24 protein-coding genes are annotated in these 21,859 nt (G+C 46.9%); 8 read left to right on the plus strand and 16 right to left on the minus strand.

Going from position 1 to position 21,859, the window contains the following annotated elements; all coding sequences use genetic code 11:
* Nucleotides 1-24: 24 nt before the first annotated feature.
* Nucleotides 25-285: an HNH endonuclease gene (locus JFC05_RS12950; protein ID WP_198336110.1), complete on the plus strand. Its 261-nt coding sequence runs from the start codon at nucleotides 25-27 to the stop codon at nucleotides 283-285.
* Between the two features lie 91 nt (nucleotides 286-376).
* Here the strand turns inward: JFC05_RS12950 and JFC05_RS05550 are convergent, their stop codons facing one another.
* The 8 genes from JFC05_RS05550 to JFC05_RS05585 form a co-directional block, all read right to left on the minus strand.
* The gene (locus JFC05_RS05550) at nucleotides 377-1,396 is read right to left on the minus strand and encodes an oxidoreductase (RefSeq protein ID WP_198336111.1); all 1,020 of its coding nucleotides are present in this window, start codon (nucleotides 1,394-1,396) and stop codon (nucleotides 377-379) included.
* A gap of 42 nt (nucleotides 1,397-1,438) precedes the next feature.
* Nucleotides 1,439-2,419 carry a zinc-binding dehydrogenase gene (locus JFC05_RS05555; protein ID WP_198336112.1) on the minus strand — a complete coding sequence of 327 codons (981 nt, stop codon included), beginning with the start codon at nucleotides 2,417-2,419 and terminating at the stop codon, nucleotides 1,439-1,441.
* 323 nt (nucleotides 2,420-2,742) lie between these two features.
* A complete protein-coding gene (locus tag JFC05_RS05560) occupies nucleotides 2,743-3,720 on the minus strand; it encodes a zinc-binding dehydrogenase (RefSeq protein ID WP_198336113.1) in 978 nt (325 codons plus the stop codon).
* Nucleotides 3,721-4,010: 290 nt separating this feature from the next.
* Entirely contained in the window at nucleotides 4,011-4,640 is a 630-nt protein-coding gene (locus JFC05_RS05565; protein ID WP_198336114.1) for a GDYXXLXY domain-containing protein, read from the minus strand.
* The gene (locus tag JFC05_RS05570; RefSeq protein ID WP_198336115.1) at nucleotides 4,637-5,785 is read right to left on the minus strand and encodes a DUF4401 domain-containing protein; all 1,149 of its coding nucleotides are present in this window, start codon (nucleotides 5,783-5,785) and stop codon (nucleotides 4,637-4,639) included. The genes JFC05_RS05565 and JFC05_RS05570 overlap by 4 nt, the downstream gene beginning before the upstream one ends.
* Entirely contained in the window at nucleotides 5,778-6,059 is a 282-nt protein-coding gene (locus JFC05_RS05575; protein ID WP_198336116.1) for a hypothetical protein, read from the minus strand. The genes JFC05_RS05570 and JFC05_RS05575 overlap by 8 nt, the downstream gene beginning before the upstream one ends.
* Nucleotides 6,060-6,083: 24 nt before the next feature.
* The gene (locus JFC05_RS05580) at nucleotides 6,084-6,941 is read right to left on the minus strand and encodes a DUF2157 domain-containing protein (RefSeq protein ID WP_198336117.1); all 858 of its coding nucleotides are present in this window, start codon (nucleotides 6,939-6,941) and stop codon (nucleotides 6,084-6,086) included.
* Nucleotides 6,942-7,071: 130 nt separating this feature from the next.
* On the minus strand, nucleotides 7,072-7,323 hold the full coding sequence (locus JFC05_RS05585) for a DUF2798 domain-containing protein (RefSeq protein WP_198336118.1): 252 nt from the start codon (nucleotides 7,321-7,323) through the stop codon (nucleotides 7,072-7,074).
* 173 nt (nucleotides 7,324-7,496) lie between these two features.
* Here JFC05_RS05585 and JFC05_RS05590 point away from each other — a divergent pair, with 173 nt between their 5' ends.
* Nucleotides 7,497-8,228, plus strand: coding sequence for an aspartate/glutamate racemase family protein (locus JFC05_RS05590; protein ID WP_198336119.1), 732 nt, complete (start codon nucleotides 7,497-7,499; stop codon nucleotides 8,226-8,228).
* A 57-nt stretch (nucleotides 8,229-8,285) separates the two neighbouring features.
* Here the strand turns inward: JFC05_RS05590 and JFC05_RS05595 are convergent, their stop codons facing one another.
* Nucleotides 8,286-8,444 carry a hypothetical protein gene (locus JFC05_RS05595; RefSeq protein WP_198336120.1) on the minus strand — a complete coding sequence of 53 codons (159 nt, stop codon included), beginning with the start codon at nucleotides 8,442-8,444 and terminating at the stop codon, nucleotides 8,286-8,288.
* A gap of 306 nt (nucleotides 8,445-8,750) precedes the next feature.
* Here JFC05_RS05595 and JFC05_RS05600 point away from each other — a divergent pair, with 306 nt between their 5' ends.
* Nucleotides 8,751-9,701, plus strand: coding sequence for an alpha/beta hydrolase (locus JFC05_RS05600; protein ID WP_198336121.1), 951 nt, complete (start codon nucleotides 8,751-8,753; stop codon nucleotides 9,699-9,701).
* A 1-nt stretch (nucleotide 9,702) separates the two neighbouring features.
* On the opposite strand, the gene JFC05_RS05605 is transcribed toward JFC05_RS05600, so the two are convergent.
* The 5 genes from JFC05_RS05605 to JFC05_RS05620 form a co-directional block, all read right to left on the minus strand.
* Nucleotides 9,703-10,749 (minus strand): NAD(P)H-dependent flavin oxidoreductase, encoded by a 1,047-nt coding sequence (locus JFC05_RS05605; RefSeq protein WP_198336122.1) that lies wholly within the window; start codon nucleotides 10,747-10,749, stop codon nucleotides 9,703-9,705.
* 19 nt (nucleotides 10,750-10,768) lie between these two features.
* Complete coding sequence (locus tag JFC05_RS12850) at nucleotides 10,769-10,894, minus strand: hypothetical protein (RefSeq protein ID WP_265091144.1); 126 nt, start codon at nucleotides 10,892-10,894, stop codon at nucleotides 10,769-10,771.
* Between the two features lie 568 nt (nucleotides 10,895-11,462).
* Nucleotides 11,463-11,999: an acyl-CoA thioesterase gene (locus JFC05_RS05610; RefSeq protein WP_198336123.1), complete on the minus strand. Its 537-nt coding sequence runs from the start codon at nucleotides 11,997-11,999 to the stop codon at nucleotides 11,463-11,465.
* 94 nt (nucleotides 12,000-12,093) lie between these two features.
* Nucleotides 12,094-13,131, minus strand: a complete 1,038-nt coding sequence (locus JFC05_RS05615; protein ID WP_198336124.1) for a YheT family hydrolase — start codon at nucleotides 13,129-13,131, stop codon at nucleotides 12,094-12,096.
* 239 nt (nucleotides 13,132-13,370) lie between these two features.
* Entirely contained in the window at nucleotides 13,371-13,970 is a 600-nt protein-coding gene (locus tag JFC05_RS05620; RefSeq protein WP_198336125.1) for a YigZ family protein, read from the minus strand.
* Between the two features lie 91 nt (nucleotides 13,971-14,061).
* Here JFC05_RS05620 and JFC05_RS05625 point away from each other — a divergent pair, with 91 nt between their 5' ends.
* Together JFC05_RS05625 and JFC05_RS05630 are read left to right on the plus strand one after the other, a co-directional pair.
* The gene (locus JFC05_RS05625) at nucleotides 14,062-14,766 is read left to right on the plus strand and encodes a pseudouridine synthase (protein ID WP_198336126.1); all 705 of its coding nucleotides are present in this window, start codon (nucleotides 14,062-14,064) and stop codon (nucleotides 14,764-14,766) included.
* Between the two features lie 395 nt (nucleotides 14,767-15,161).
* Nucleotides 15,162-16,223, plus strand: coding sequence for a disulfide isomerase DsbC N-terminal domain-containing protein (locus JFC05_RS05630; protein WP_227697430.1), 1,062 nt, complete (start codon nucleotides 15,162-15,164; stop codon nucleotides 16,221-16,223).
* Between the two features lie 142 nt (nucleotides 16,224-16,365).
* Here JFC05_RS05630 and JFC05_RS05635 read toward each other — a convergent pair whose 3' ends face one another.
* Nucleotides 16,366-17,016, minus strand: coding sequence for a DUF2939 domain-containing protein (locus JFC05_RS05635; protein ID WP_198336128.1), 651 nt, complete (start codon nucleotides 17,014-17,016; stop codon nucleotides 16,366-16,368).
* Between the two features lie 410 nt (nucleotides 17,017-17,426).
* Here JFC05_RS05635 and dnaJ point away from each other — a divergent pair, with 410 nt between their 5' ends.
* The 3 genes from dnaJ to JFC05_RS05650 all read left to right on the plus strand — a co-directional run bounded on the left by dnaJ (nucleotide 17,427) and on the right by JFC05_RS05650 (nucleotide 20,530).
* Nucleotides 17,427-18,554 carry a molecular chaperone DnaJ gene (gene dnaJ / locus JFC05_RS05640; protein ID WP_198336129.1) on the plus strand — a complete coding sequence of 376 codons (1,128 nt, stop codon included), beginning with the start codon at nucleotides 17,427-17,429 and terminating at the stop codon, nucleotides 18,552-18,554.
* Nucleotides 18,555-18,747: 193 nt separating this feature from the next.
* Nucleotides 18,748-19,590 carry a 4-hydroxy-tetrahydrodipicolinate reductase gene (gene dapB, locus JFC05_RS05645; RefSeq protein WP_198336130.1) on the plus strand — a complete coding sequence of 281 codons (843 nt, stop codon included), beginning with the start codon at nucleotides 18,748-18,750 and terminating at the stop codon, nucleotides 19,588-19,590.
* Nucleotides 19,583-20,530, plus strand: a complete 948-nt coding sequence (locus JFC05_RS05650; protein ID WP_198336131.1) for a hypothetical protein — start codon at nucleotides 19,583-19,585, stop codon at nucleotides 20,528-20,530. The genes dapB and JFC05_RS05650 overlap by 8 nt, the downstream gene beginning before the upstream one ends.
* A 145-nt stretch (nucleotides 20,531-20,675) precedes the next feature.
* Here JFC05_RS05650 and JFC05_RS05655 read toward each other — a convergent pair whose 3' ends face one another.
* Complete coding sequence (locus JFC05_RS05655; RefSeq protein WP_198336187.1) at nucleotides 20,676-21,851, minus strand: type III PLP-dependent enzyme; 1,176 nt, start codon at nucleotides 21,849-21,851, stop codon at nucleotides 20,676-20,678.
* Nucleotides 21,852-21,859: the final 8 nt, after the last annotated feature.

A 21,859-nucleotide genomic window follows, 5' to 3' on the forward strand; every position in this document is an offset into this window, starting at 1 on the left:
GGTATTTTATAAGAGATTCTACGTTTGAGCTGTGCTATTTTAGGGGATAGTTACAATTTTGACGATAACTTAATAACTAACGAGAGTTTCTCTGATACTACTAAATCTGCTATTTTCATTACTGATGCCTTACAGAATGCAGTACGTTGTAAGATATGTAATGCGAGAATTCATAGAAATTCTATGTCTATAGATCATATAGTTAGGAAGCAGGATGGTGGCATAGGAAACTTTGAGAATGGTCAGTTAACGCATCCATACTGCAACACCACATATAAGAATTAATTTCTTAAAATATTTTTAAATATCAATGAATCTAATTAAAAAAAGCAGCCCTCCAAAACGAGCGCTGCTTTTTTTATAGCAAGCCTAAAACCTAACCCCGCACATTCACCACATAACGCCCCACCGCCTGACCATCAATAAAGCGGTCTAGGTATTCTGGGGTTTGCTCAAGGGTGATTTCTTCCGCGTATTGCTCCAGATTGGGTAGTTTCATGTCCGTTGCCACGCGCTGCCAAATCGCTTTTTTGTCCTCAAGCGGGATAAATACCGAGTCGATACCCAGTAGCGATACCGCACGCGTGATAAACGGCAATACGGTCATCGAAAATGACGCTGATGCTGCAAGGCCACAGGTCGTCACTGCGCCACCTGGTTTGGTTTGCTTGAGTAGGTTGGCAAGATAGTCACCGCCGACGGTATCGATGGCATTGGCCCATAGCGGACGGCCAACAGGGCGATTGCCGACTTCATTGATGGTGTCACGATGGCGCACTTCGGTGGCGCCTAACTCTTTCAAGTGTTCGCTTTGCTCAGGCTTACCAGAGAAGGCGATAGACTCGTAGCCCAGCTGCGAGAGGATAGCGATACTGATAGTGCCCACACCGCCTGTCGCGCCTGATACGGCAACGGGGCCATCGCTTGGTTTTGCGCCCATTTTCTCCAGCTTTTGGATGCTTAGCGCCGCCGTTAGGCCGCCTGTACCATAGATCATCGCTTCTTTTAGGCTCAGCGCTTCAGGACAAGGCAATGCCCAGTCGGCAGGGATGGCAATCATTTGCCCGAGTCCGCCTGCGGTGTTCATACCTAAATCATAGCCGAATACCACGACCTCTTGACCTTCGTTAAAAGTGCCAGACTTGTCGCTGACCACCACGCCTGCCGCGTCAATACCAGGGGTGTGCGGATAGTTTTTGGTGATGCTCTTATTGCCTGAGGCCGACATGGCATCTTTATAGTTGAGCGAGGAGTAATGTACTTCGATCAATAGATCATTGTCAGGCAGGTCGCTGACGTAGCGTTCTTGAATGTTTTTTGCGAACGTGCCTTCGCTGGTTTCTTCGACCACTAAGGCTTTAAAGGTTTTATTATCAGAGTTTGTTTGATTGGACATAATATTATTCCTCTTTTGGTAAATAAACTTTACGGCGATACATTAAGGCTTGATGAGTATCTTACCTTTTTTGTCTGATTGTACCTCATCAGAGACCGCTTTTTGGATGTCGTTTAAATCGTAAACACCGCCAGTCGGTAGTTTTAGGGTGCCATTAGCAGCATTTTCGATTAGCTCACCAGTTAAGCGCTGCATATCGTCTTTACTGATGGTTTGCATCATATCGCTCGCCCAAAAGCCTTTGACTTGCGCCAGATTAAAGATCAGATTGCTAGGATTCAGCATCAGCGGTTTACCTGACATTGCGCCGAGTGACGCCATGACGCCATGTTTACCCAGCATTGATACTAGCTCGCCGCCTGGCTGACCACCAACGGCATCGACTGCGCCGCTGATTTGAGCATCGCCAACGATTTTTTTGACTTGCTCTTTCCAGTCGTCATTATCAGTCACGACGTTGTTGTCAGTGATACCTAAATCGATAAGCTCTTGCTCAGATTTTTTGCTTCGTACTAGATTAATGGTGTTGATTTTACGAGTAGGAGCGAGCATCGCCATCGATTCACCAACCGCACCGTTAGCAGCGTTTTGGATGATCCATTGACCCGGCTTGATGTTTAAAAACTCAATGAGCAACAGCGCGCTCATCGGCATAGCGATTAATTGAGCGGCCATCTCATCATCGATAGCGTCTGGTATAGGGATGATGCTTTGAACTGGGGAGATAAAATACTCCGCCCACGTGCCTTGTACGCCTGAGACTACGACGCGCTGACCTTTTTCAAAGCCTGTGACCTCACTGCCTAAAGCATCAATAGTCCCTACCGCCTCACTACCGCCTGTCGCAGGCAGTTTAGGTTTATTACCGTACTCGCCTTTGATGGTAACAAGGTCGTGATTATGAATGGAAGATAAGACAGTCTTGATACGGACTTCGTTGTCTTTGGGCTCTGGAGTCGGGCTGTCACTCACGCTAAGCACGTCAGATGGTTTGCCAAATTCGTTATAAGTTGCAGTGCGCATAGAAGTATCCTTTTTATTATTTATCCGTTTGAGCACTTAAAGAGATTATTGAGTACTCAAAGAAATTAAGTTTAACAATTTGCTTTTTATAAAAGATAACAACTCAGACTAAGCGTTCTCAACTTGGTTTTGGTTACTTAACGTTGTGGCTGACTTAGAATTGTAAGGGAGTCGAGATTAAGCATAAGGCTTTCTTAACGAGTGCTACTTTTGCACCAGAATTAACATTCTGCATAAAAAAACAGCGCTTCTATCATAAGAAGCACTGTTTTGAGTGAGCTGTTAAAGGACTTTAGATCAGGTAATTTACGCGTAGCAAATTCTTATGGCTTTAACAGCACCTTACCGTTTTTACCTGATTGTAGTTTGCCATCAACGGCCTTTGTGATATCTGCTAGATCAAATGTCGCTTCAACGGGCAATTTCAACTTGCCTTCGACGGCGCGCTCAATAAGCTCGTTGATAAGACGCTGTTTATTATCCACGCTCATCTCTTGGCTGATTTTACTGCCCCAAAATCCTTTTACGATGGCTTGTTTAAAGATAAGATGCGTCGGATTGAGCGTCATGGGCTTACCTGACATGATGCCAAAGGACGCCAAGGTGCCACCATGACCGAGCAGTGATAATAAGTCGCCACTGGCGTCGCCGCCGACAGAGTCGACTGCTGCGCTGATGCTGTCATCGCCGATGATTTGTCGGACTTGGTCTTTCCAGTCGTCATCTTCGGTGTTGATATTGTGTTTGATGTTGAGGGCTGCTAACTCTTTGACGGCCTCGCCACTACGTACGACGTTGATGGTATGGACGCCGCGCGCCGACGCCAGCATGGCAAGTGACTTACCGACTGCGCCATTGGCGGCATTGTGAATAAGCCATTGACCGCTTTTTACTTCCAAGAACTCCAGCAGCATCAAGGCACTAAGCGGCATGGCGATTAATTGCGCGGCCATCTCATCATCCAGGCTTTCAGGGATGGCAAACACCATGTCCTCGTCAGCGACGAAGTACTCCGCCCAAGTCGCTTGCACACTGGCCGCCGCCACGCGTTGCCCGACTTTTAACCCTTTAACGTCACTACCAACGGCGTCAATAATGCCCAGCGCTTCACTACCGCCGATCGCCGGCAGCTCGGGTTTAAAGCCATACTGACCGCGCACGGTGAGCAAGTCATGGTTGTGGATAGAGGCGAGTACCGTTTTGACACGGACTTCATTGGCCTGTGGCTCAGGGATAGGGCGATCGCCGAGGCTGAGGACTTCGGTGGGTTTGCCAAATTCGTTATAAGTTGCGCTACGCATAATATATTCCTTTTTATCATTTATAAGGGTTTATAAGTATTGTTAGAGTGGGGCGTGTCTTCAATTCACTCGATAGTCATCTAAATGGGCTAAAAATGGCTAATTTTCTTGTTTGACGACAATTTATCTCATTTTTATCGCCATTTTTGAAATGAAGACACGCCCTAGTATTTATTAAGAAAACAATTTAGAACTACCTTAACAAGGGGTTTGGATCACTGACAAGGCAACTTTGGTTACCTGATGTTGTGAGTGGTTTTAGCTATGAATTTTTTAAAAAATTACAAGGATTAATTATCAATACTCGCTTCATGGTCAAGGCTATTAGTTTCAGGGTTACTCATCTTAGGATCGATTACCTTAAACTTCTCATCGACCATATTAGTCAGTAAAGGCTCACCGTCATCATTAACCCGGAATAAGCCATATTCAGCCGCCTCAAAAGCCTCGGCATGACCTTCTTGAAAGAAAAAAGCGTTGGTCGCCAGTTTGAGTACGCCATTACGGAGACGATAATAAATCGCCCTCTCATTTGTGCTTAAGTTGTCAGGCTTACTCTCTGCCAAGTGCTCAAACTGTCCGACATTATTATTATCCAAAGCGACGATGACATAGCCTTCCTCATGAGTAGGATAGCTGCCCGGAGCTGTATTTAAGGCGGCAAATACCTCATTCTCTAGCGCATAACGTAGCGTCATATAGTCGCCCTGCATAAAGCCGCGTGGATCAACGGGCGCAAGCTCAAGCAGTACGGTATCACCAGTGGCTAAATGGGTCTCGTATTTGGCGACATTGAGAGTCATTACTACTAAGATAACGATTAAGCCAAACAGCGCAATAGTAATTCTAACTGCTCGTTTTTCAAGCCAGCCAATCGAGCTAAGCACGGATGAATTTTGAGCCATAGTCTTATTATTCATGACAAGCGCTCCTTATCAGTACTCGTTGCTAATGCCACATTACTGGCAAAGTAACGTTTGATCAGTAGCCAGCGCATCAGCAATAAGCCAACTCCGATAATAAGCATAGAAGCGGCTTTGAGTAATAATGACGTATCGAGCTGATAGTAATACCAAAAGATATAGCTGACTAAGGCGATAATACCAAGCGCTAATAGCACTCGCTGACTATTGGCAAACGCTATGACAATAATAAGGCTAGTGGCGAGCAACCCTGAAACGTAAATCGATACCACCCCAAGCACGGCGGTAGCGCCGACTATAATCAGTCCCGTTGCTGAGAGCAGTTGGATACGGTAGCGCTTCAAGATTAAGTAAGCGGCACATAAGCTAGCAAGGGCCAATAATCCTTGCGCTAAATAGTAGTTATAACGAAAAGGGTTACCGTCATTATCGAAGCTGCCATCATATTCAGCAACGATAAAATAGACCGAAACGCCAAGCAACACAAGGGCGCTTGCATAGCCAAACGCGCTAATAATAGATTGTGCATAGACTTGATGTGGACGAGGAACGCGCCGTAATAGCGGATAGCGTTGCAATTGCGTCACGATAGTCAAGAGCGCTAATACGCCTAAACTTAGCTCAGGGAACTGATAATAATTGAACAAATAGACCATAAGCCCAAGCACGAGGCTAGCACCTAGCAGTCGATACACCACATTGGGCATGATAAAAGTCAAATAGCTTTGAATAATCAAAAATAGCCAGACTGATAAGGGGCGCTCTACGGCATAAAAGAACAATCCAGCAGCGACATACAACTGTCCTGTGATACTGATAGCAAAGGCTGAATATTCAAAGAATAGATTGCGATGTTTGCTTGCGGTATTAAAGAGCCAAAAGGCAAGAGCGCTTAAAGCTAGACCTACTATAATAAGGCCTATAGCGCTTTTTAACACATTACTTTCAGCCAAAAATAAAGTCAAAAAACCTGTAAAAAACAAACTGGCTAACAAGCCACCGAAACCAATAAAAAGTTGCAGATACCAAGGGGTATGTTTCTGTGAGTCGTCATCTAAATGGTCGTTATATACGCTAAAATCTTTAGCGATTAGACCGATATTTTGCAGCGATGCCAGCGCTTGTTGGTCGTTATTATTCATGATCGGTTCCTTTTTTATTCAAAGGAGTATTCACCGCTTGTAAGATTTTAAGGTCTTCAGAAGGAGAGTTATCTGATTTTATAACTTCAAATAACCACTTGATAGCATAAGTAACCATGCCAATCAGTAGAAGGGTTAAGACGAGTAGGCTGCCTGCATCAAAGTCATTAGGTAGTATGTTAACTGCCCAAGACATCACTACAATAATGAGAGAAAAGCAAAGGTAGGTCAGCATCAGTAGATCACTGCGCTGTCGATAAAAACGCCAATACATAAAGGCGCACCAGCCCGCCCAAAGCTATAAAGACAGGAGCGTCGCCAACACACTATCCACAGCAAAAACAGTAATAATAGCGAGGAAAGTGATAGCGATAGTGCTGATTAAACCAACAAGATAAGTACTCCAGTGCAAACCTGCTTGAGCTTGCAATAGTATATCGTCGTAAGTCGTTTTGGAGCTTGAAAGGTTAGGACTAGCAATAGAAGTATCTGAACCAACAATCTCGCTATTAACTTGGCTAGACATCGCACGTTTTTGACCCAAAAAGATAAGCCAAAGATTTAGGGCAACCAAATTGATCAGTGCCACTATCGCCACTCTTATAACATCTTGATAGCTACTATCAACGAACGATAGATCTACCACCTCCAAATAAAGCAATAGAAAAGTATTAAGCAGCCCAAGCCACAATAGCCACAGTGCCGGAAAGCGGGCAATAATGACCCAAGGGGTAATCAATACTGCCCAAGCAAAAAACAGCTGCCAAGTATCCGCGCCAGTCTGATATACCTGCCCAAATAGCGCCAGCAAACTACCCGTAATGATACTAGCGACCAGCAATAATAGCTGGCGAATAAAATGAAACCTGCGCCGAAAAGAGAGAGCCACGTAGAGCGCAATAGTGATAACCAGAGCGCCCTCGACCAAAGCGAATTTGCCTAGCTTACCCAAATTTTGCCAGTTATAAGCAATAAAAAACACCAGTGATAATACCAATGCCAGCGCACCGATAATCAGCAAGGCTTTATCAAAGAAGCTAAGCCATGTTCTTTTGCTGGGATAGACTTTTAGGTGTTTGGCAGCAGCCTCTGCATGCTTGAGAGGAAGTTTGTGTTGTTCAATGAGTTGTTCGATAGCACGCCGCGTTTGACTCATAGCGCCCTCTGTTTAACAGAATATTTAGCTTATCTTAGCGGTTTTTTTAGGCGGCATTTATAGAGTTGAGTAAACAGAGGTAGGCGGGTGCAGCTAGAGGGTTTGAGGGTTTGAGGGTTTTAAGAGTAAACTAATAAAACTCAATGCGGCTCAGCACGTGCTCTTGGATAAAATATGCGCAGATATAAGCGCTCGGCCAAGCAAACACAAAGGCTAAACTCCACGAACCCAATAAATCAGAGAAAAAATGATCGCTATAGCCAGCCTTTACCAGTATCAACGCCGCTGAAATAATAAGCGACATCATCATGGCCATTAGTCCGGTAAATACGAGACGATAAAGCTTACGACTCATACGTATTCTCAGGGTAGGAAGTGCCATAGATTTTTATCCCAAAATTTTGATAATGGCTATCATATAGTCTCTACTTTGCTGGGTAAATTGGTTATTGTTAATCACTATGTTTGTAATAGCTGAATTATCATAAAGCTATCGCTAATATTGTGATTGACTAATATTTGTGACTGCATAATAAATGATAAAAGGAAGGGACGATGAGAACTGAGAAACAAAAAATGCCGCACCAAAAAACGTTAGGCATCATCGGTGGCATGAGTTGGGAGAGTACCGAGAGCTATTATCGACTGATCAATGAAGGGGTCAAGGCTGAATTAGGTGGCCTGCATTCAGCGGACCTGCTTATTCATAGCTTAGACTTTGCGCCGATTGGTGAGCTGCAAGCAAAAGGCGAGTGGGCACAGATGGGCGCGATATTAGTGAGTAGCGGCAAACGTCTGCAAGCGGCTGGCGCGCAAGGCTTGCTTATTGCGACTAATACCATGCACAAGGTAGCTGATGAGGTACAGGAGGCCACAGGCTTACCGATTATTCATATTGCCAATACAACCGCTAGTGCGATTCAAGCGCAGGGTCTGACTAAGATAGGTTTGCTCGGTACGCAGTTTACCATGACGCAGGGTTTTTATAAGCAGCGCCTGACAGATAGCGGTTTGCAAGTGGTGATACCTAAAGATGCGGCGAGAGCAGAGGTGCACCGAATTATCTATGAGGAGCTGTGCCAAGGGCAGTTATTGGACAGCTCAAGAGAATATTATCAAAGGGTCATTGAGCAATTAGCTGATGCAGGCTGCGAGGGGGTGATTTTGGGCTGTACTGAAATTGGCATGCTGATTAAGCAAGCGGACAGCCCCATCCCTGTGTTTGATACCACTGCTATCCATGCGCGAGCGGCGGTAAGGTTTTTAGTGGATAAGGCAGTCGGCTAAATACTGCAAAGATAGCATAAAACCTGCTGCGACCGTTTAGCCTTTATCGTAAGTTGGTTAATGGCTACCATGAACCTTTTCATACACTTTGATGATACGGCGCAGCGGTAAGCGCTTCCATGACGTCGTTGGTAGGGCAAATAGCAGCATGGTTTTGGCGATAGACCCTTTGGTAAGGTCACGCGATTTACTGGAGGGCGTACTCGTGTCGCTCAAGGTGCATCCTTTTATGCCACTTTGATTGGGCTTTGATGAGTGTCAGTTGGGTTTAATTGAGAATAGATGGTGAGCTTAGGGTTGTAGTTATAACCACTACTGCTATAAAACGCTCCTATTATAAATAACAATGCCTAAGCTATCTGGGCTAGAAAGGTAAACAAAAGCTAACGATAGTCTTGTATATGAACATAGAAGATAAGGTTTTGACTAGAAAGTTATAAATTAAAAAATCTAGGCACAAGTTTAGCGCTAAAATCAAAGTCAGATTTTGTTTCCACCTTAATTCTAAACAAGGATGCCTCCATGCTATTTAAACGCTTAGGCCTTGCCGCACTATTTAGTCTCTCTATCGTAGGCTGTACCACAGCGCCCAATACGCTTGCCGTTAACACTACCCAAAAAATCATTCAATATGAGCGCAATAAGTCTGATCTAGACGTCAAATCATTTACGCTAGCTTCTGGCGACAAGTTAGTTTATGCCGAAAACGCCAACCTAACAGGCGAGCCCTTACTCCTTATTCACGGTTTTGGTGGTAATAAGGACAACTTCACCCGTATCGCTGACGAGTTAGAGGACTATCATCTGATCATTCCTGATCTGCTGGGTTTTGGCGAGTCGAGCAAACCTATGAGCGCAGACTATCGCTCACAGGCACAGGCCACGCGCTTACATGAGCTGTTGCAAGCTAAGGGATTGGCAAGCAATATTCACATCGGCGGTAACTCGATGGGCGGCGCGATCAGTGTCGCGTATGCCGCAAAGTACCCAAAAGACGTCAAGAGTCTATGGCTCGTCGATACCGCAGGGTTTTGGTCAGCAGGCGTGCCAAAATCGCTTGAGGGCGCAACCTTTGAGAACAACCCATTGCTGATCAATAGCAAAGAAGACTTCTACAAGATGTACGATTTTGTCATGTATAAGCCGCCTTATTTGCCCAAGTCAGTCAAAGCGGTATTCGCACAAGAGCGTATCAATAATAAGGAGTTGGACGCCAAAATCCTTGAGCAAATCGTCACTGATAATGTCGAGGAGCGTGCTCAAATCATCGCGGACTATCATATTCCAACGCTCGTGGTTTGGGGTGATAAAGATCAAGTCATCAAACCTGAAACGGTCAATGTGATCAAAGACATCATCCCGCAAGCGCAAGTCATTATGATGGAAGATATCGGTCACGTACCGATGATAGAGGCAGTAGAGCAAACGGCTGAGGATTATAAAGGGTTTCGTGCAACGCTGAAGGGTCAGTAATTCACAAGTCTTTTGTTAATCGTGTCAGTAAGGCGTCTGTACTTTCGTCTCTGACTAACGTGACGCCTTGCCCTGCCCATAACGACAGATGCTCGGCGTCCAAACGCTTGGCCGCATCCGCTCGCATAAACTTGGTCATGGCATTGAGTTGCGGGTAGGGCGGTAGCGCATCTGCACACTCAAACTGAGCAAAATCACGCAAATAGTTGTTTAATAATCCACGTGCAAGCTTACCTGAGAACAATCTGGTTAAGCGCGTCTCGCTACTACGTTTACCTTGACTGGCATCAATGAGCGCTTGCTTATAGGTATCATTAATACCGCATTGATCTGTGGTCAAAAATGCCGTTCCCATTTGCGCAAGTTCGGCTCCTGCCGCTTGTACTGCCTTGATATCCTGTCCCGTCATAATGCCACCTGCGGCAATCAACGGAATATCTGTGCAAGCGTGCGTTTGGCTAATCAGCGTCAATAATCCTAATGGATCGGTTTCGCTTTGTGGCAACCAACCACCGCGATGACCGCCAGCTTCTGCTCCTTGCAAGCAAACTGCATCTGCACCAATATCGCTCCATGCTTTGGCTTCCAATGGATGGTTTGCCGTACCGATGACGTGTGTGCCAACACTTTGCAGACGCTGAACTTGCTCAGCACTGATAATACCAAAAGTAAAACTTGCGACAGGTACAGGATTGTCATAGAGGACTTGTAACTGCTCAGCAAAGCTCTGAGCTGGACGCGCGGGTAGCGTAAATTCTATATTCTGCTCTTGGTAATAATTACTCAGCCAATTCGGCATGGCGGTGTCAAAGCTGCTCGACTCCTGCTCAGATAACACCATCAGATTGACCATAAAAGGACGGTCGGTCAGCGTCTTAATTGTATTGATTTGGCTATTCAAAACATCTGGCGCGGTCATGCCAGCGCCCAACGATCCTAGTCCACCAAAGTTACTGACACTTGCAATCAGCTCAGGGGTGGTGGCACCGCCTGCCATTGGCGCTTGGACGATTGGATGGGTCAACTGCAGAGTATCTAGTAAGGACATGACGGGTCTCCTGTTGATTTTATACCAAACCAAAAAAGCACGGGTGGCAAATTGCCCAGCTACCTAGCCAGCCACCTAATAAGGCACCTGCGCTCGTTTGCTCGGCCACTTCGGCTTTTTTGGTGGTGTGGTTATGAAATAGCATGACTTACTGTAGCAAAGCTGGGTGCTCGGTGGGTGAGATAGTGCTTATTTAGTTGCTAAATAAGGATAGCAGAGGCACCGTAAATCGTCGTCAAACAAGCTCAAGAAAAAACGATATAAAACATAAAGCTTAATGCAAAAAAAGGTCAGATTTTAAACCTCGGTTGGACTCTGCGTTATCAAATAACATGCCCACGTAGTCCGTGCGATAGTCCGTATTATTTACTATGTTATTCTCCTTATGGACAATGTTGAGTAGTAACCTATGATTAAATATCACTATAGCACTTACTATGCTTGTTTATATAATGTCGTGTTGGCAAATAGTAATCATAAGGTTACTCTATGGTGACTTACGCTACCGCTTAGATATAGTTAAGAAGGTGTTGAATATTCACAAACAGGTACCGCGCGATTGGTATTTCTTTGTCTTGCGTGCTGTGCTGACGCCGACAGATGCTACGCAACATAAACACCAGTAGCAGGTGGCACCACGTAACACCATGTCATACAGAGTATCTTGCATGCCCGTTTTATTTTATTGAGGATTGTCTATCTGGGCGCTATGCTTACGGTGGCCATGGACGATCGGCATCACTGATGATCCACTCTGCCACGTAGCCTGTCGGCGGTAGCTGCCAGTCTGATTGCCCCATCACCTCTAGGATGCGCGCGGTTTTTATTACTTTGCCGCCTTCGGTGACGCCAGTACGCAGTAGGGCGGAGGAGCAGGGTTTGCCCTTGACCCACATTGACTGCTCGATATAGATCCAGCGCTCATCAAACCCCACCACTCTGGTCTTGAGCGTGACTTTATCAAAGGCGCGAATACGCTTGCGGTATTGGATGGTACTGCCAGCGACCACCAAGCCCCAACGCTGCTTGAGCAGCTGACGACCCAGCCCGCTTCGTACTGCAAAGTCCGTACGACCCAAGTCATACAGAGTGAGGACGCGGCCATTATTCATCTCAAGGAAATTGTCGATATCTGACAGACGACAGCGAAAATGGATTTCGCTGGTATCTTTAAACGTTAAGGTACGGCCTCTTTTTGCTTGTAGCGCAGCATGCGCGATGGTGCTGGCATAACGAATAAATGGATACATAGGACAGTCTCAAAGGGTTAGTAGTCTCAAAAGACAGGGAGTCAGGTAAAAGGTAACGCTGGCGGGATACGATAAAACGCCGCCCGCTCGATTATCACGCCGCAGAGGGCACGCCAATGTGTTTAAAGTACGTGCAGACGGTTTCGGGTAACCAATTGATATCAAATCGGGACTGTGTGTACAGAGGCGTCGATTTGTCTTTGCTCGTGCGATAACGAATAAAGCCCACGTGCCCGCCGTGCTCGGTGTCCAAGATAGTGACAGTGTCTGATACGTCATTTTCTGTGGCGGTAAAGCCCAAGAAAGGATCGTCTTTGGCGCTGATGAGTAATAGTGGGCGGGTGACATTGATAAGGTGCGGCAGAGCAGAGGCACTATAGTAATAGTGATTGTTTGAGCGGTAGCCGTGGCGCGGTGCGGTGAAGATATCATCAAAATCGCTGATACGATTGACCGCTTTGATCGATGCCATCTCCTCTGGGCTGATGTCGTTGGCGAGGGCTTTTTTGATAATTGGATTAAGCAAGTAGGGCGTATAAATGCGATGGCTCAAAAAACTGTGCATACTCAGCGCCGCTGACGACATATCGACTGGTGCTGAGATCACAGCAGCGCCTTTACATAGCGCTTGATCGCCATATTCGCCTAGGTATTTTGCCAAGGCATTACCGCCAAGTGAAACGCCGACGGCATAGATATTGGTATACTGCTCGCGCAGCGTTTGTAGCATATGATGCACCTCGTCTGTGTCACCAGCGTTATAAAACACGCGGCCTTTTGCTGGAATGCCGCCGCAGCTACGAAAATGGGCGACGACGAAATGCCAGCCCTGCGCGTGTACCTGATACGCCAAAGCGCGCGCATAATGGCTATCGCTACTGCCTTCCATACCGTGGAACAAAACGATTAATGGCGTTTGTTCAAGTTCACCATTTTCTGAGTTTTCTGAATGTTCTATAGGATGCGCATCATAAAAGTCATAGGCAATATCACTCTCGTCCAAGGAATCTTTGCGCACCACTCGTCTGTACTCGGGTGCTTTGGGCGCAAAAAACTTTGGCAGAATGCTTTGCAAGTGTGGATTGGTTAGCCAAAAGGGCGGCTTAAAGGGGGTATAAGTAAAGGTCGTCATAGTAGGGTTTCTACAGTTGTAAAATAAAAGTATAAATAGAAAATATGAGTATGATTTAAATAGCTAGTTTCACGTGAAACAAAGCAGTTTTATAAGACTAAGTCTATAAATCGTTAATTTAACGAATTTGTCATCATACTAAGCTCGCAGCAAGCTTCCAACAGCTTTCGGTGAACGGCTCAGTGAACAGATGATTACTGTATTATTTAATTAAGCTCAGCTTGCTTCTTTAAAACATACTAGTCTGTGGGTTCTATCACTCTACCTGCCATCGCCAGTTCAGTTTTTAAGGTCTCAATATCAACCTCAGCAATAGTGACAGTTAAGGTGACTTGTTTGCTATAGGCGACATCTTCGATAGTGCCCTCTAAGCTCTCAACCACATAACGACACTGAGCTTCAGTCGCAAAGTCCGCTAGTATTTGCACTTGCGTCATCGGCACGTGAGGTTGCAATATCATCTGATCGACTGCTGCTTGTGCAGAGCCTGCATAGGCACGCGTGAGACCGCCTGCGCCAAGCTTAATACCGCCAAAGTAGCGCACCACGATAATGATAATATTGCCGATAGATTTATGCTGCAGCACGCCTAATATTGGTCGCCCTGCGGTACCATTCGGCTCGCCATCATCATCGAAACCTGCGCTCGTAGTATTATCAGGGTCGCCAATGATATAGGCCCAGCACCAATGCCGAGCATCAGGGTACTTTTCTCGTAGTTGTTCCACATGAAACATCGCTTGCTCACGTGAGCTGACAGGATAGGCATGAGCGATAAACTCAGATTTTTTGATCTCAAGCCGCGCGGTCACGGGGTTTTTTAAGGTTTGATAGCTCATATTGCATCGATGGTACACTTAGGGTTAGATGGGATATGTTAAACTGACACCACTATAACAAAACCCTATATGACTAAAGGTAGTAAAAAGTATGCGTCTCGATAAATTTATCAGTAAAGCCACTGAGCTGTCACGCAAAGAGTCCAAAAAAATCCTCCACGCCTCTGAGATCACCGTCAATGATGAGGTGGTCAAAGACCCTGGCCTACATGTCGATATTATCAATGATGAAGTGCTGTGGGCAGGCGAGCCGCTCTCGGTGGCGACGGGTAATCGTTATATCTTGCTGCATAAGCCTGAAGGCTTTGAGTGTACGCTAAAAGCCAAAGAGCATCCGATTGTCACCGAGCTGATCGCTGTGCCTGAGCTTGCCAGCTTGCGTATTGCAGGCCGCCTCGATGTCGATACCACAGGCGCACTTCTACTGAGTGATGATGGCAGCTGGCTACACCGCGTGACCAGTCCCAAGCATGAGCACGCTAAAGTCTATGAGCTAACGCTTGCTGATCCTATGAATGAGGAGGAGCAAGCCCACGCAATCAAAAAGGTGGGCGAAGGTATTTTGTTGGAGGGCGATTACGAGCCGACCAAACCGGCTACCCTTGAGTTTATCGATGAAACTCATGCGCGTCTGACGCTTGAGCAAGGCAAATATCATCAGGTCAAACGTATGATGGGGTATTTTGGCAATAAAGTCGTTGAGCTGCACCGTGCCAGTATCGGCCATATCACGCTTGATGGATTAGAAAAAGGCGACAGCCGCTTTTTGAGCGCAGAAGAAGTGGGCAAATTCTAACATTGAGTTTGAGTGCCGACTGGTCAAAGCGATAACACGTCACTAAAGACACCTCATCAGCAGCCACGTTATGTGTGCTGCTTTTTTTATGAAAAAATCATCTATGGCAGCTTGTGCGTTGCCTATCTCTTAAAGCTGGGTAGCAATTTTGCAAACTTGCGCCCTGAGCGCTTTGCAAATACCCTGCTTGTGCTAAAGTCTTGTTATTATTTTTACTTCGTTTTTTTACATAATATCGTTGTCTTTATTGATAGCCATTTTTGATAAAACTGTTTTGATAGCGCCTGTGGCAGCACACATAAGTAGTACGTGCCGATGCCTTATTAGCAGCGATTTGATAGTAATGCCTATCGCCGTTTGTTTGATAAACACTTGCTATCAATCCACCAAATAGGATGGTCTTTGTGAAACTCCCTGTATTAAAATTTACCAGCTTGATGGCGGCCATGTTACTTACTGCTACCGCCTGTGCGCAGCCGAGCGCCACCGACGTCAGCAAAAAAACGCCCAATCAAATGCAATCAGCAGGCAGTGTGAGCCAAACGCTCGATAGTCAGTTGCGTGAGCGCTTGACCCAAGCGGGTATCAAAGCTCAGATTACGGCGATTGTGCCATCGCAGCTGCCCAATATGTATCAGGTCAGTCTCGCCGGCCAGCCGCCACTACATATCACCGAAGATGGCAAGTACGTCATCCAAGGCGAGCTACAAAAAAACCCCAGTAAGCAGGTGGTGACCAAAACCCCTGCCCGCAGCCGTAGTGAGCAAGCAGGGCAGCCGGTGAGTGCCGAGACCAAGTCGGCCATCCTCGCCAATATGAGTGCGCTCAAACACATGAGTGCCAAGACCCCGTTTTTTTATACCGCGGTGCCAGGGGTGATCTGGGGCGCGACGCTAGAGGGCGTGCCGTTTTTGTTGTCCGATGATGCGCAGTACATCACTGACGGCGAGATATCTGTCATGGAAAACGGTCGATTTATGGGGTTAGATGAAACCTTTGAGCAGCGCAAAAACCAGTCAGTCTTTCAGGGGTTAGACCGTCAGCAGCTCATCACTTATCCTGCCACCACTACCGAAAAAGCGGTGATTTATGTGGCGGACGATGTCAACTGTCCTTATTGCCGCCGCTTCCATCAGCAGCTACCGATGCTCAATGACAAAGGCGTCACGGTGCATATTATTGGTTATCCGATATATGAAGCATCGCCTGAGCAGATGCGTGCTATCTGGTGTCAAGGCAGTGAAGATAGCCGCCGTCAAGCGTTTGACAAAGCCATGCTGCAAGGAGAGATGACGCCTGCCCCAGCAAGCTGCCAGGCCGACCATCTGACCCCCAATCGCGAAAAAGCAGCAGGGCTGGCCGTGATGGCGACGCCAGCTATCTACCGCGAAGACGGCGTGCTGTATCAAGCTAGTTTTGAGAGCCCGGAGTTTTTAGAGTTTTTGGGCGTGGAGTAAATAGATGAGCGGTCGCACGGCATACATAAATGCTGTGCGGTGTTTATTGTATATGCTGGATTTAGCGCAAACGTGTCGTAGCGCTAGTGCTCTCAACCAATAATGACACGGCGCTTATCGCAACATACTGATAAACAGAGACTTATGGCAACACAATATCGACGATTTTCCATTCAATCAGGCCTTGTCGCTGCATCTCGATGGTCAGCGGATAGCCTTTGATCTGTCCGCTGATAGTAAAGCAGTTAATGCCACAATAGCTCAGCGCTGGCTTGTCACTATCATTGCCTTGCATGGCTTGTTTTTCTAGCTCAGCCGCTTGTTTTTGCATGACCTGTTGCATTTGATCTTTGACCACCGCATCGATATCACCGCGATGAATGATGAGGTTTTGAATCAAGTTTTTTAGATTGACCTGATTGCTGGCGATGGCCCACGCCGCCGCCAGCTCTTTGGTCGCGGTATTGGCTTGACCTTGGGTGTTGATGACGGTTTCGATGTTTTGTGCGGTGATGGCACCATTGACGGCCTTTATGATAAAGGTGTTGGCCGCTTGTATTAATGGCTCGCCGCCGAGCTCGGCTACCAACGGGTAGCTGCGTATGGTGGTCGCAAATTGATTGGTGAGCTGGGTTTGTACGCTTGGCCTGACTTGCTCGTAGTCGATGGCGGCTGCAATCGCCGCACCGTCGTTGGCATCATAGGCGTTTTTGAGCTGATAGGTACTGTAGTAAGGCGAGCCTGCATAAACTGTCACCGCAATGACGATCAATAAAACCAAAAGCTTTTTCATAAAAAATACTACCTTATCGCCAATCTAAAAGCCTAAATTTAAATGCGTACGAATATGGCGATAAATACTAGCATGAAGGCCTGCCAAAAAGGTATAAAAACCTTTGTGCTATTCTTAACGAACTCTGTTTTGGGCGCCCATCATCTTCTGTCCGACAATTTCGCCTCTAATGCGCTTGATAAATCACCTTGCCATCTCCATAAATAGCGCAAACTTTTAATAATTGATTTGGCTAAGCAGCACCCCGCCGCATTCGCTTGTACGATTCAGACGATTCTCTTCTTTGCTTTTTATTGTCTCGCCATGTTTCATGTGAAACAGCATTGCGAGTCTGAATAGCAACAGACGATAATTGCTATGGGTTGATGAATCGATCGATCGGCGGCGCTGCGAAGACGATAGGAGAGCCCATGAGTAAGCGCGATTTTTATGAAGTATTAGGTATCAGTAAAACCGCTGACAGCAAAGAAATTAAGCGAGCCTACCGCAAGCTGGCCATGAAATACCATCCAGATCGCAACTCTGATGACCCTGATGCCGAAGAAAAATTCAAAGAAGCATCGATGGCGTATGAGGTGTTGAGCGATGAAGAAAAGCGCTCAGCCTATGATCGTATGGGTCATGCGGCGTTTGAAAACGGCATGGGCGGCGGCGGTTTTGGTGGCGGCGGCAACTTCCAAGACATCTTCGGTGATATCTTTGGCAATTTTGGCGATATCTTTGGTCAGTCGCGCGGCGGCGGTGGTCGCTCACGTCGCGGCTCGGACTTGCGTTATGTGATCGAGCTCACCCTCGAAGAAGCGGTACGCGGTACTAAAAAAGAAATCAGCTTTACCGCGCCTGCACCTTGCGACACTTGTGACGGTAAAGGCGCAAAAGACGCCTCTGACGTGGTGACGTGCCAGATGTGTCATGGTCAAGGCCAAGTACGTATGCAGCAAGGCTTTTTTGCTGTACAGCAGTCTTGCCCGCAGTGTGGCGGCTCAGGTAAGCAAATCAAAAACCCATGCCCTGACTGTCATGGTAATGGCGTCAAGGATAAGTCACGCACGCTTGAAGTCTCTATCCCAGCCGGCGTCGATGATGGCGACCGAGTTCGTCTCGCAGGTGAAGGCGAAGCGGGTGGCGCTGGCGTACAAAATGGCGACCTGTATGTCGAGGTACGCGTCAAACCTCATGACGTCTTTACTCGCCAAGGCGCGGATCTGTATATGGATGTGCCCGTCAGCATCACTGATGCCGCTTTGGGTAAAGAAGTGGAAATCCCAACCTTGGATGGTAAAGTCAAAATCAAGGTCGCTGAAGGTACGCAAAGTGGCAAGCTGTTACGCGTGCGCGGTAAAGGCGTGACGCCAGTACGCACCACCATGAAAGGTGATCTGATCTGCCGTGTGGTCATCGAGACGCCCGTGAACCTAACGCGTGAGCAAAAAGACCTATTGCGTCAATTCCAAGACACACTAGATGGTGATAGCAAGCATCAGCAGTCGCCGCACAAAAAATCTTTCTTTAAAAAGATCGGCGATCTATTTGATTGATCAAAGGGTTTTCATCGCGTTGATCACGCATGTGGCTTAATGATTCAATAACAGACCCCTAGTGTTTCACGTGAAACGCTAGGGGTTTTTAATGGGTGTATAAAAAACCACCCATGCAGGGATATTTGCTAAACTTAGGATAAATGACCTATAAGCACCACCGTGCTAAAAACATAAATATCTAGGACAAAACATGACTCAACAAACCAAAAAACAAACACAAGAACAAACCATCAAAGTCGGCGTCATCGGTGCTGGTGGCCGTATGGGACGCATGCTCATCGAAGCGGTACAAGACAACCCACAAACGACACTGAGCGCCGCAATTGAACGTCAAGGCTCAAGCCTTGTCGGTGCAGATGCGGGCGAGGTCGCGGCGATTGGGCATTTAAAGGTGCAAATCGTCGATGATTTAAAGGCAGTGATTCATGACATCGATGTGCTGATTGATTTTAGCTTGCCCGATGCCACTGAGCAAAATATGCAAGTCTGTGCGGCAAATGACGTTGCGATGGTGATCGGCACCACAGGTTTTAATGAGCAGCAAGAGCAAGTGCTAAAAACTGCCAGCGAGCAAATCGCTATCGTCTACGCAGGCAACTATTCAACGGGCGTTAATTTATCGCTAAAGCTGCTCGGTATGGCAGCCAAAGCCTTTGGTGATGACGCCGATGTTGAGGTCATCGAAGCCCATCATAAGCACAAAATCGATGCACCATCGGGCACCGCCTACATGATGGCAGAAGCAGTGGCCGACGCGCGCGGACAGAGATTAAAAGACGTCGCTGTCTATGGCCGTGAAGGGCAGACCGGCGAGCGCGAAGCGGGTAGCATTGGCATTCATGCGATACGCGGCGGTGAGATCATCGGTGATCATACAGTAATGTTTATCGCTGATGGTGAAGTGGTCGAGATTACCCACCGCGCCCGTGCACGTATGACCTTTGCCGCTGGTGCAGTACGCGCCGCAACTTGGGTAATTGAGCAGGGCGCTGGGCAATATAATATGCAAGATGTACTGGGTTTAAATGAGTAGCTCTGCCCGTGCTTATCTTAAAGTGCTCAGTTATGCGGTAGCGACTGTGATGGCAGTCAAACATAGTCGCCGTGTCCTTTATAGCCATGCTGTTTATAAAAGCCTACTAGCCACGGCTGTTGGTATGACGGTGCCGCTGGTGGCTGTCCAAGCGGCGACTTATGAAACTTATGTCATTGATACCTATGGTGGTCAGGCACTTATACCAGCGGTACGCCAGCAGTTAGAGAGTAGCCGTGACGGTGGTACGGTGACCAGTTATCAAGACAAGCTGGTCATCCGCACCACGCCTGCCAATTACCCAAAGCTGCAGCAGCTACTGTCTTTGATTGATCGTCAGCCGCAAGCGCTCACGGTGACGGTACGCGTTGGTAATGACCGCCAGTCACAACGTAGCATCCAGCAAGGTCAGATTGTTATTAATCATCGCGTTATTCAAGGTGCAGGTATTACACACCAGCAGAGCAGTCAACAGCAAGGTAGTAACTTATATCAAATCCAAACGCTGTCAGGCAGTGCGGCCAGTATTAGCACAGCTACTCTGTATTCATTAAACCAAACCCATATTGCCAATGGCTATCCGAATTATCACCGTCCTATAGGGCAGATTGTGATTCAGCAGCAGGTACTACTACCAACGACGCAAGGCATTGAAGTGACGCCAAGAGTATTACCAAGCGGGCAAATCGAAGTGAGATTAGTCCAAGTCGCAGAACAGCTCGAGCGCGACCATTCTGCTGATAATCGAGACAACGATTACAGTCACCTCGCCCATCGCATGCAAGGCCAAAGGCTTGCTAGCACGATGATCGTCCCGCGTGGGCAGTGGGTCACTATCGGGCAAATCTCACAAAACAATCAAACCCAAAGCTCAGGTTATGGCAGTCATAGTACGCGAGATAGCAGCAACAACACGCCTATTTCATTATTAATACAGTGAGTGGTCGTCAATATATTCGGTAGTGCTAACGCTCGGTCGTGTTTCTGGTCTTTTAACCATGAGCAAATCTGCACAAAAAAGCGCGGCACTGCTTATCGCAGTGCCGCGCTTTATGATGGATATCAACGGTCTAAAAGTTGAAAAGTTAATCAATATAAACCACGTCTAACGGCGGAAAGCCGTTAAACTCGACCGAAGAATACGAGTTGGTATAAGCGCCCGTGGTCAGCCAATAGATTTTGTCACCAATCTCCAGCTCTTCTGGCAGCTGATAACCTGCTTCTTCGTACATGATATCGGTTGAGTCACAGGTTGGTCCTGCCAGTACGACCGTCCCTTCACTGGTAGACGTTTCCATCTTGGGAGTATAAACAGGATATTTGATGGCTTCGCCGAGCGTCTCGATTAAGCCTTGGAATAAACCAACATCCGTATATACCCAGCGAGCCAAATCAGTGTCTGACTTACGAGAGATTAGTACCACATCACTGACCAACACGCCTGAGCCGCCGACCAACGAGCGGCCTGGTTCTAAAATAATCTCAGGCATCTCGTCATCATTATAATCATCAGTCAAATAGCTGGTAATCTCTTCTGCATAGACTTTGATAGGATTGACTTCGCTGATGTAGTTGGTTGGGAAGCCGCCACCTAGATTGATCATTTGTAGCTTGATGCCTTCTTCGTTCTTCATCCAGTCAAACATATATTTAACTTTGGCTAATGCATCATCCCATGCAGCAACGTCTTTTTGCTGGCTACCCACATGGAACGAGATACCATAAGGCACCAAACCCAGCTCACGTGCTTGAATGAGCAAATCAATGGCCATATTTGGATGACAGCCAAACTTACGAGATAATGGCCATTCTGCCGTCTCTGATCCCTGTACTAAGATACGTACAAACACTTTAGAACCAGGGGCGTGTTTGGCGATGTTTTTTAGATCCGCTTCTGAGTCAGTAGCATATAGCTCGATGCCTTTATCAAAGGCGTATTTGACGTGCTCGGCTTTTTTGATGGTGTTGCCATACGAGATGCGTGATGGCTCAACGCCGCAATCAAGCACGCGGTCCAGCTCATAGATGGAAGCACAGTCAAAGTTTGACCCCAGCTCTGCCAATAGCTCGATGACTTCAACCGCTGGGCTGGCCTTCATGGCATAGTGGATTTTTGCTTTTGGAAACAGACTGACCATCTCATGATACTTGGCTTTGATACGACTAAGATCCACCACCAAAAATGGGGTTTGGCGACCTTCAGCGGCTTTGGTAAATTTCTGCCAAGCGGCAGAGTCAAAATATTGGTCAATTTTGATCATCGTCATAT

The sequence above is a fragment of the Psychrobacter celer genome (assembly GCF_016107555.1).
In the GTDB taxonomy this organism is placed as follows: domain Bacteria; phylum Pseudomonadota; class Gammaproteobacteria; order Pseudomonadales; family Moraxellaceae; genus Psychrobacter; species Psychrobacter celer.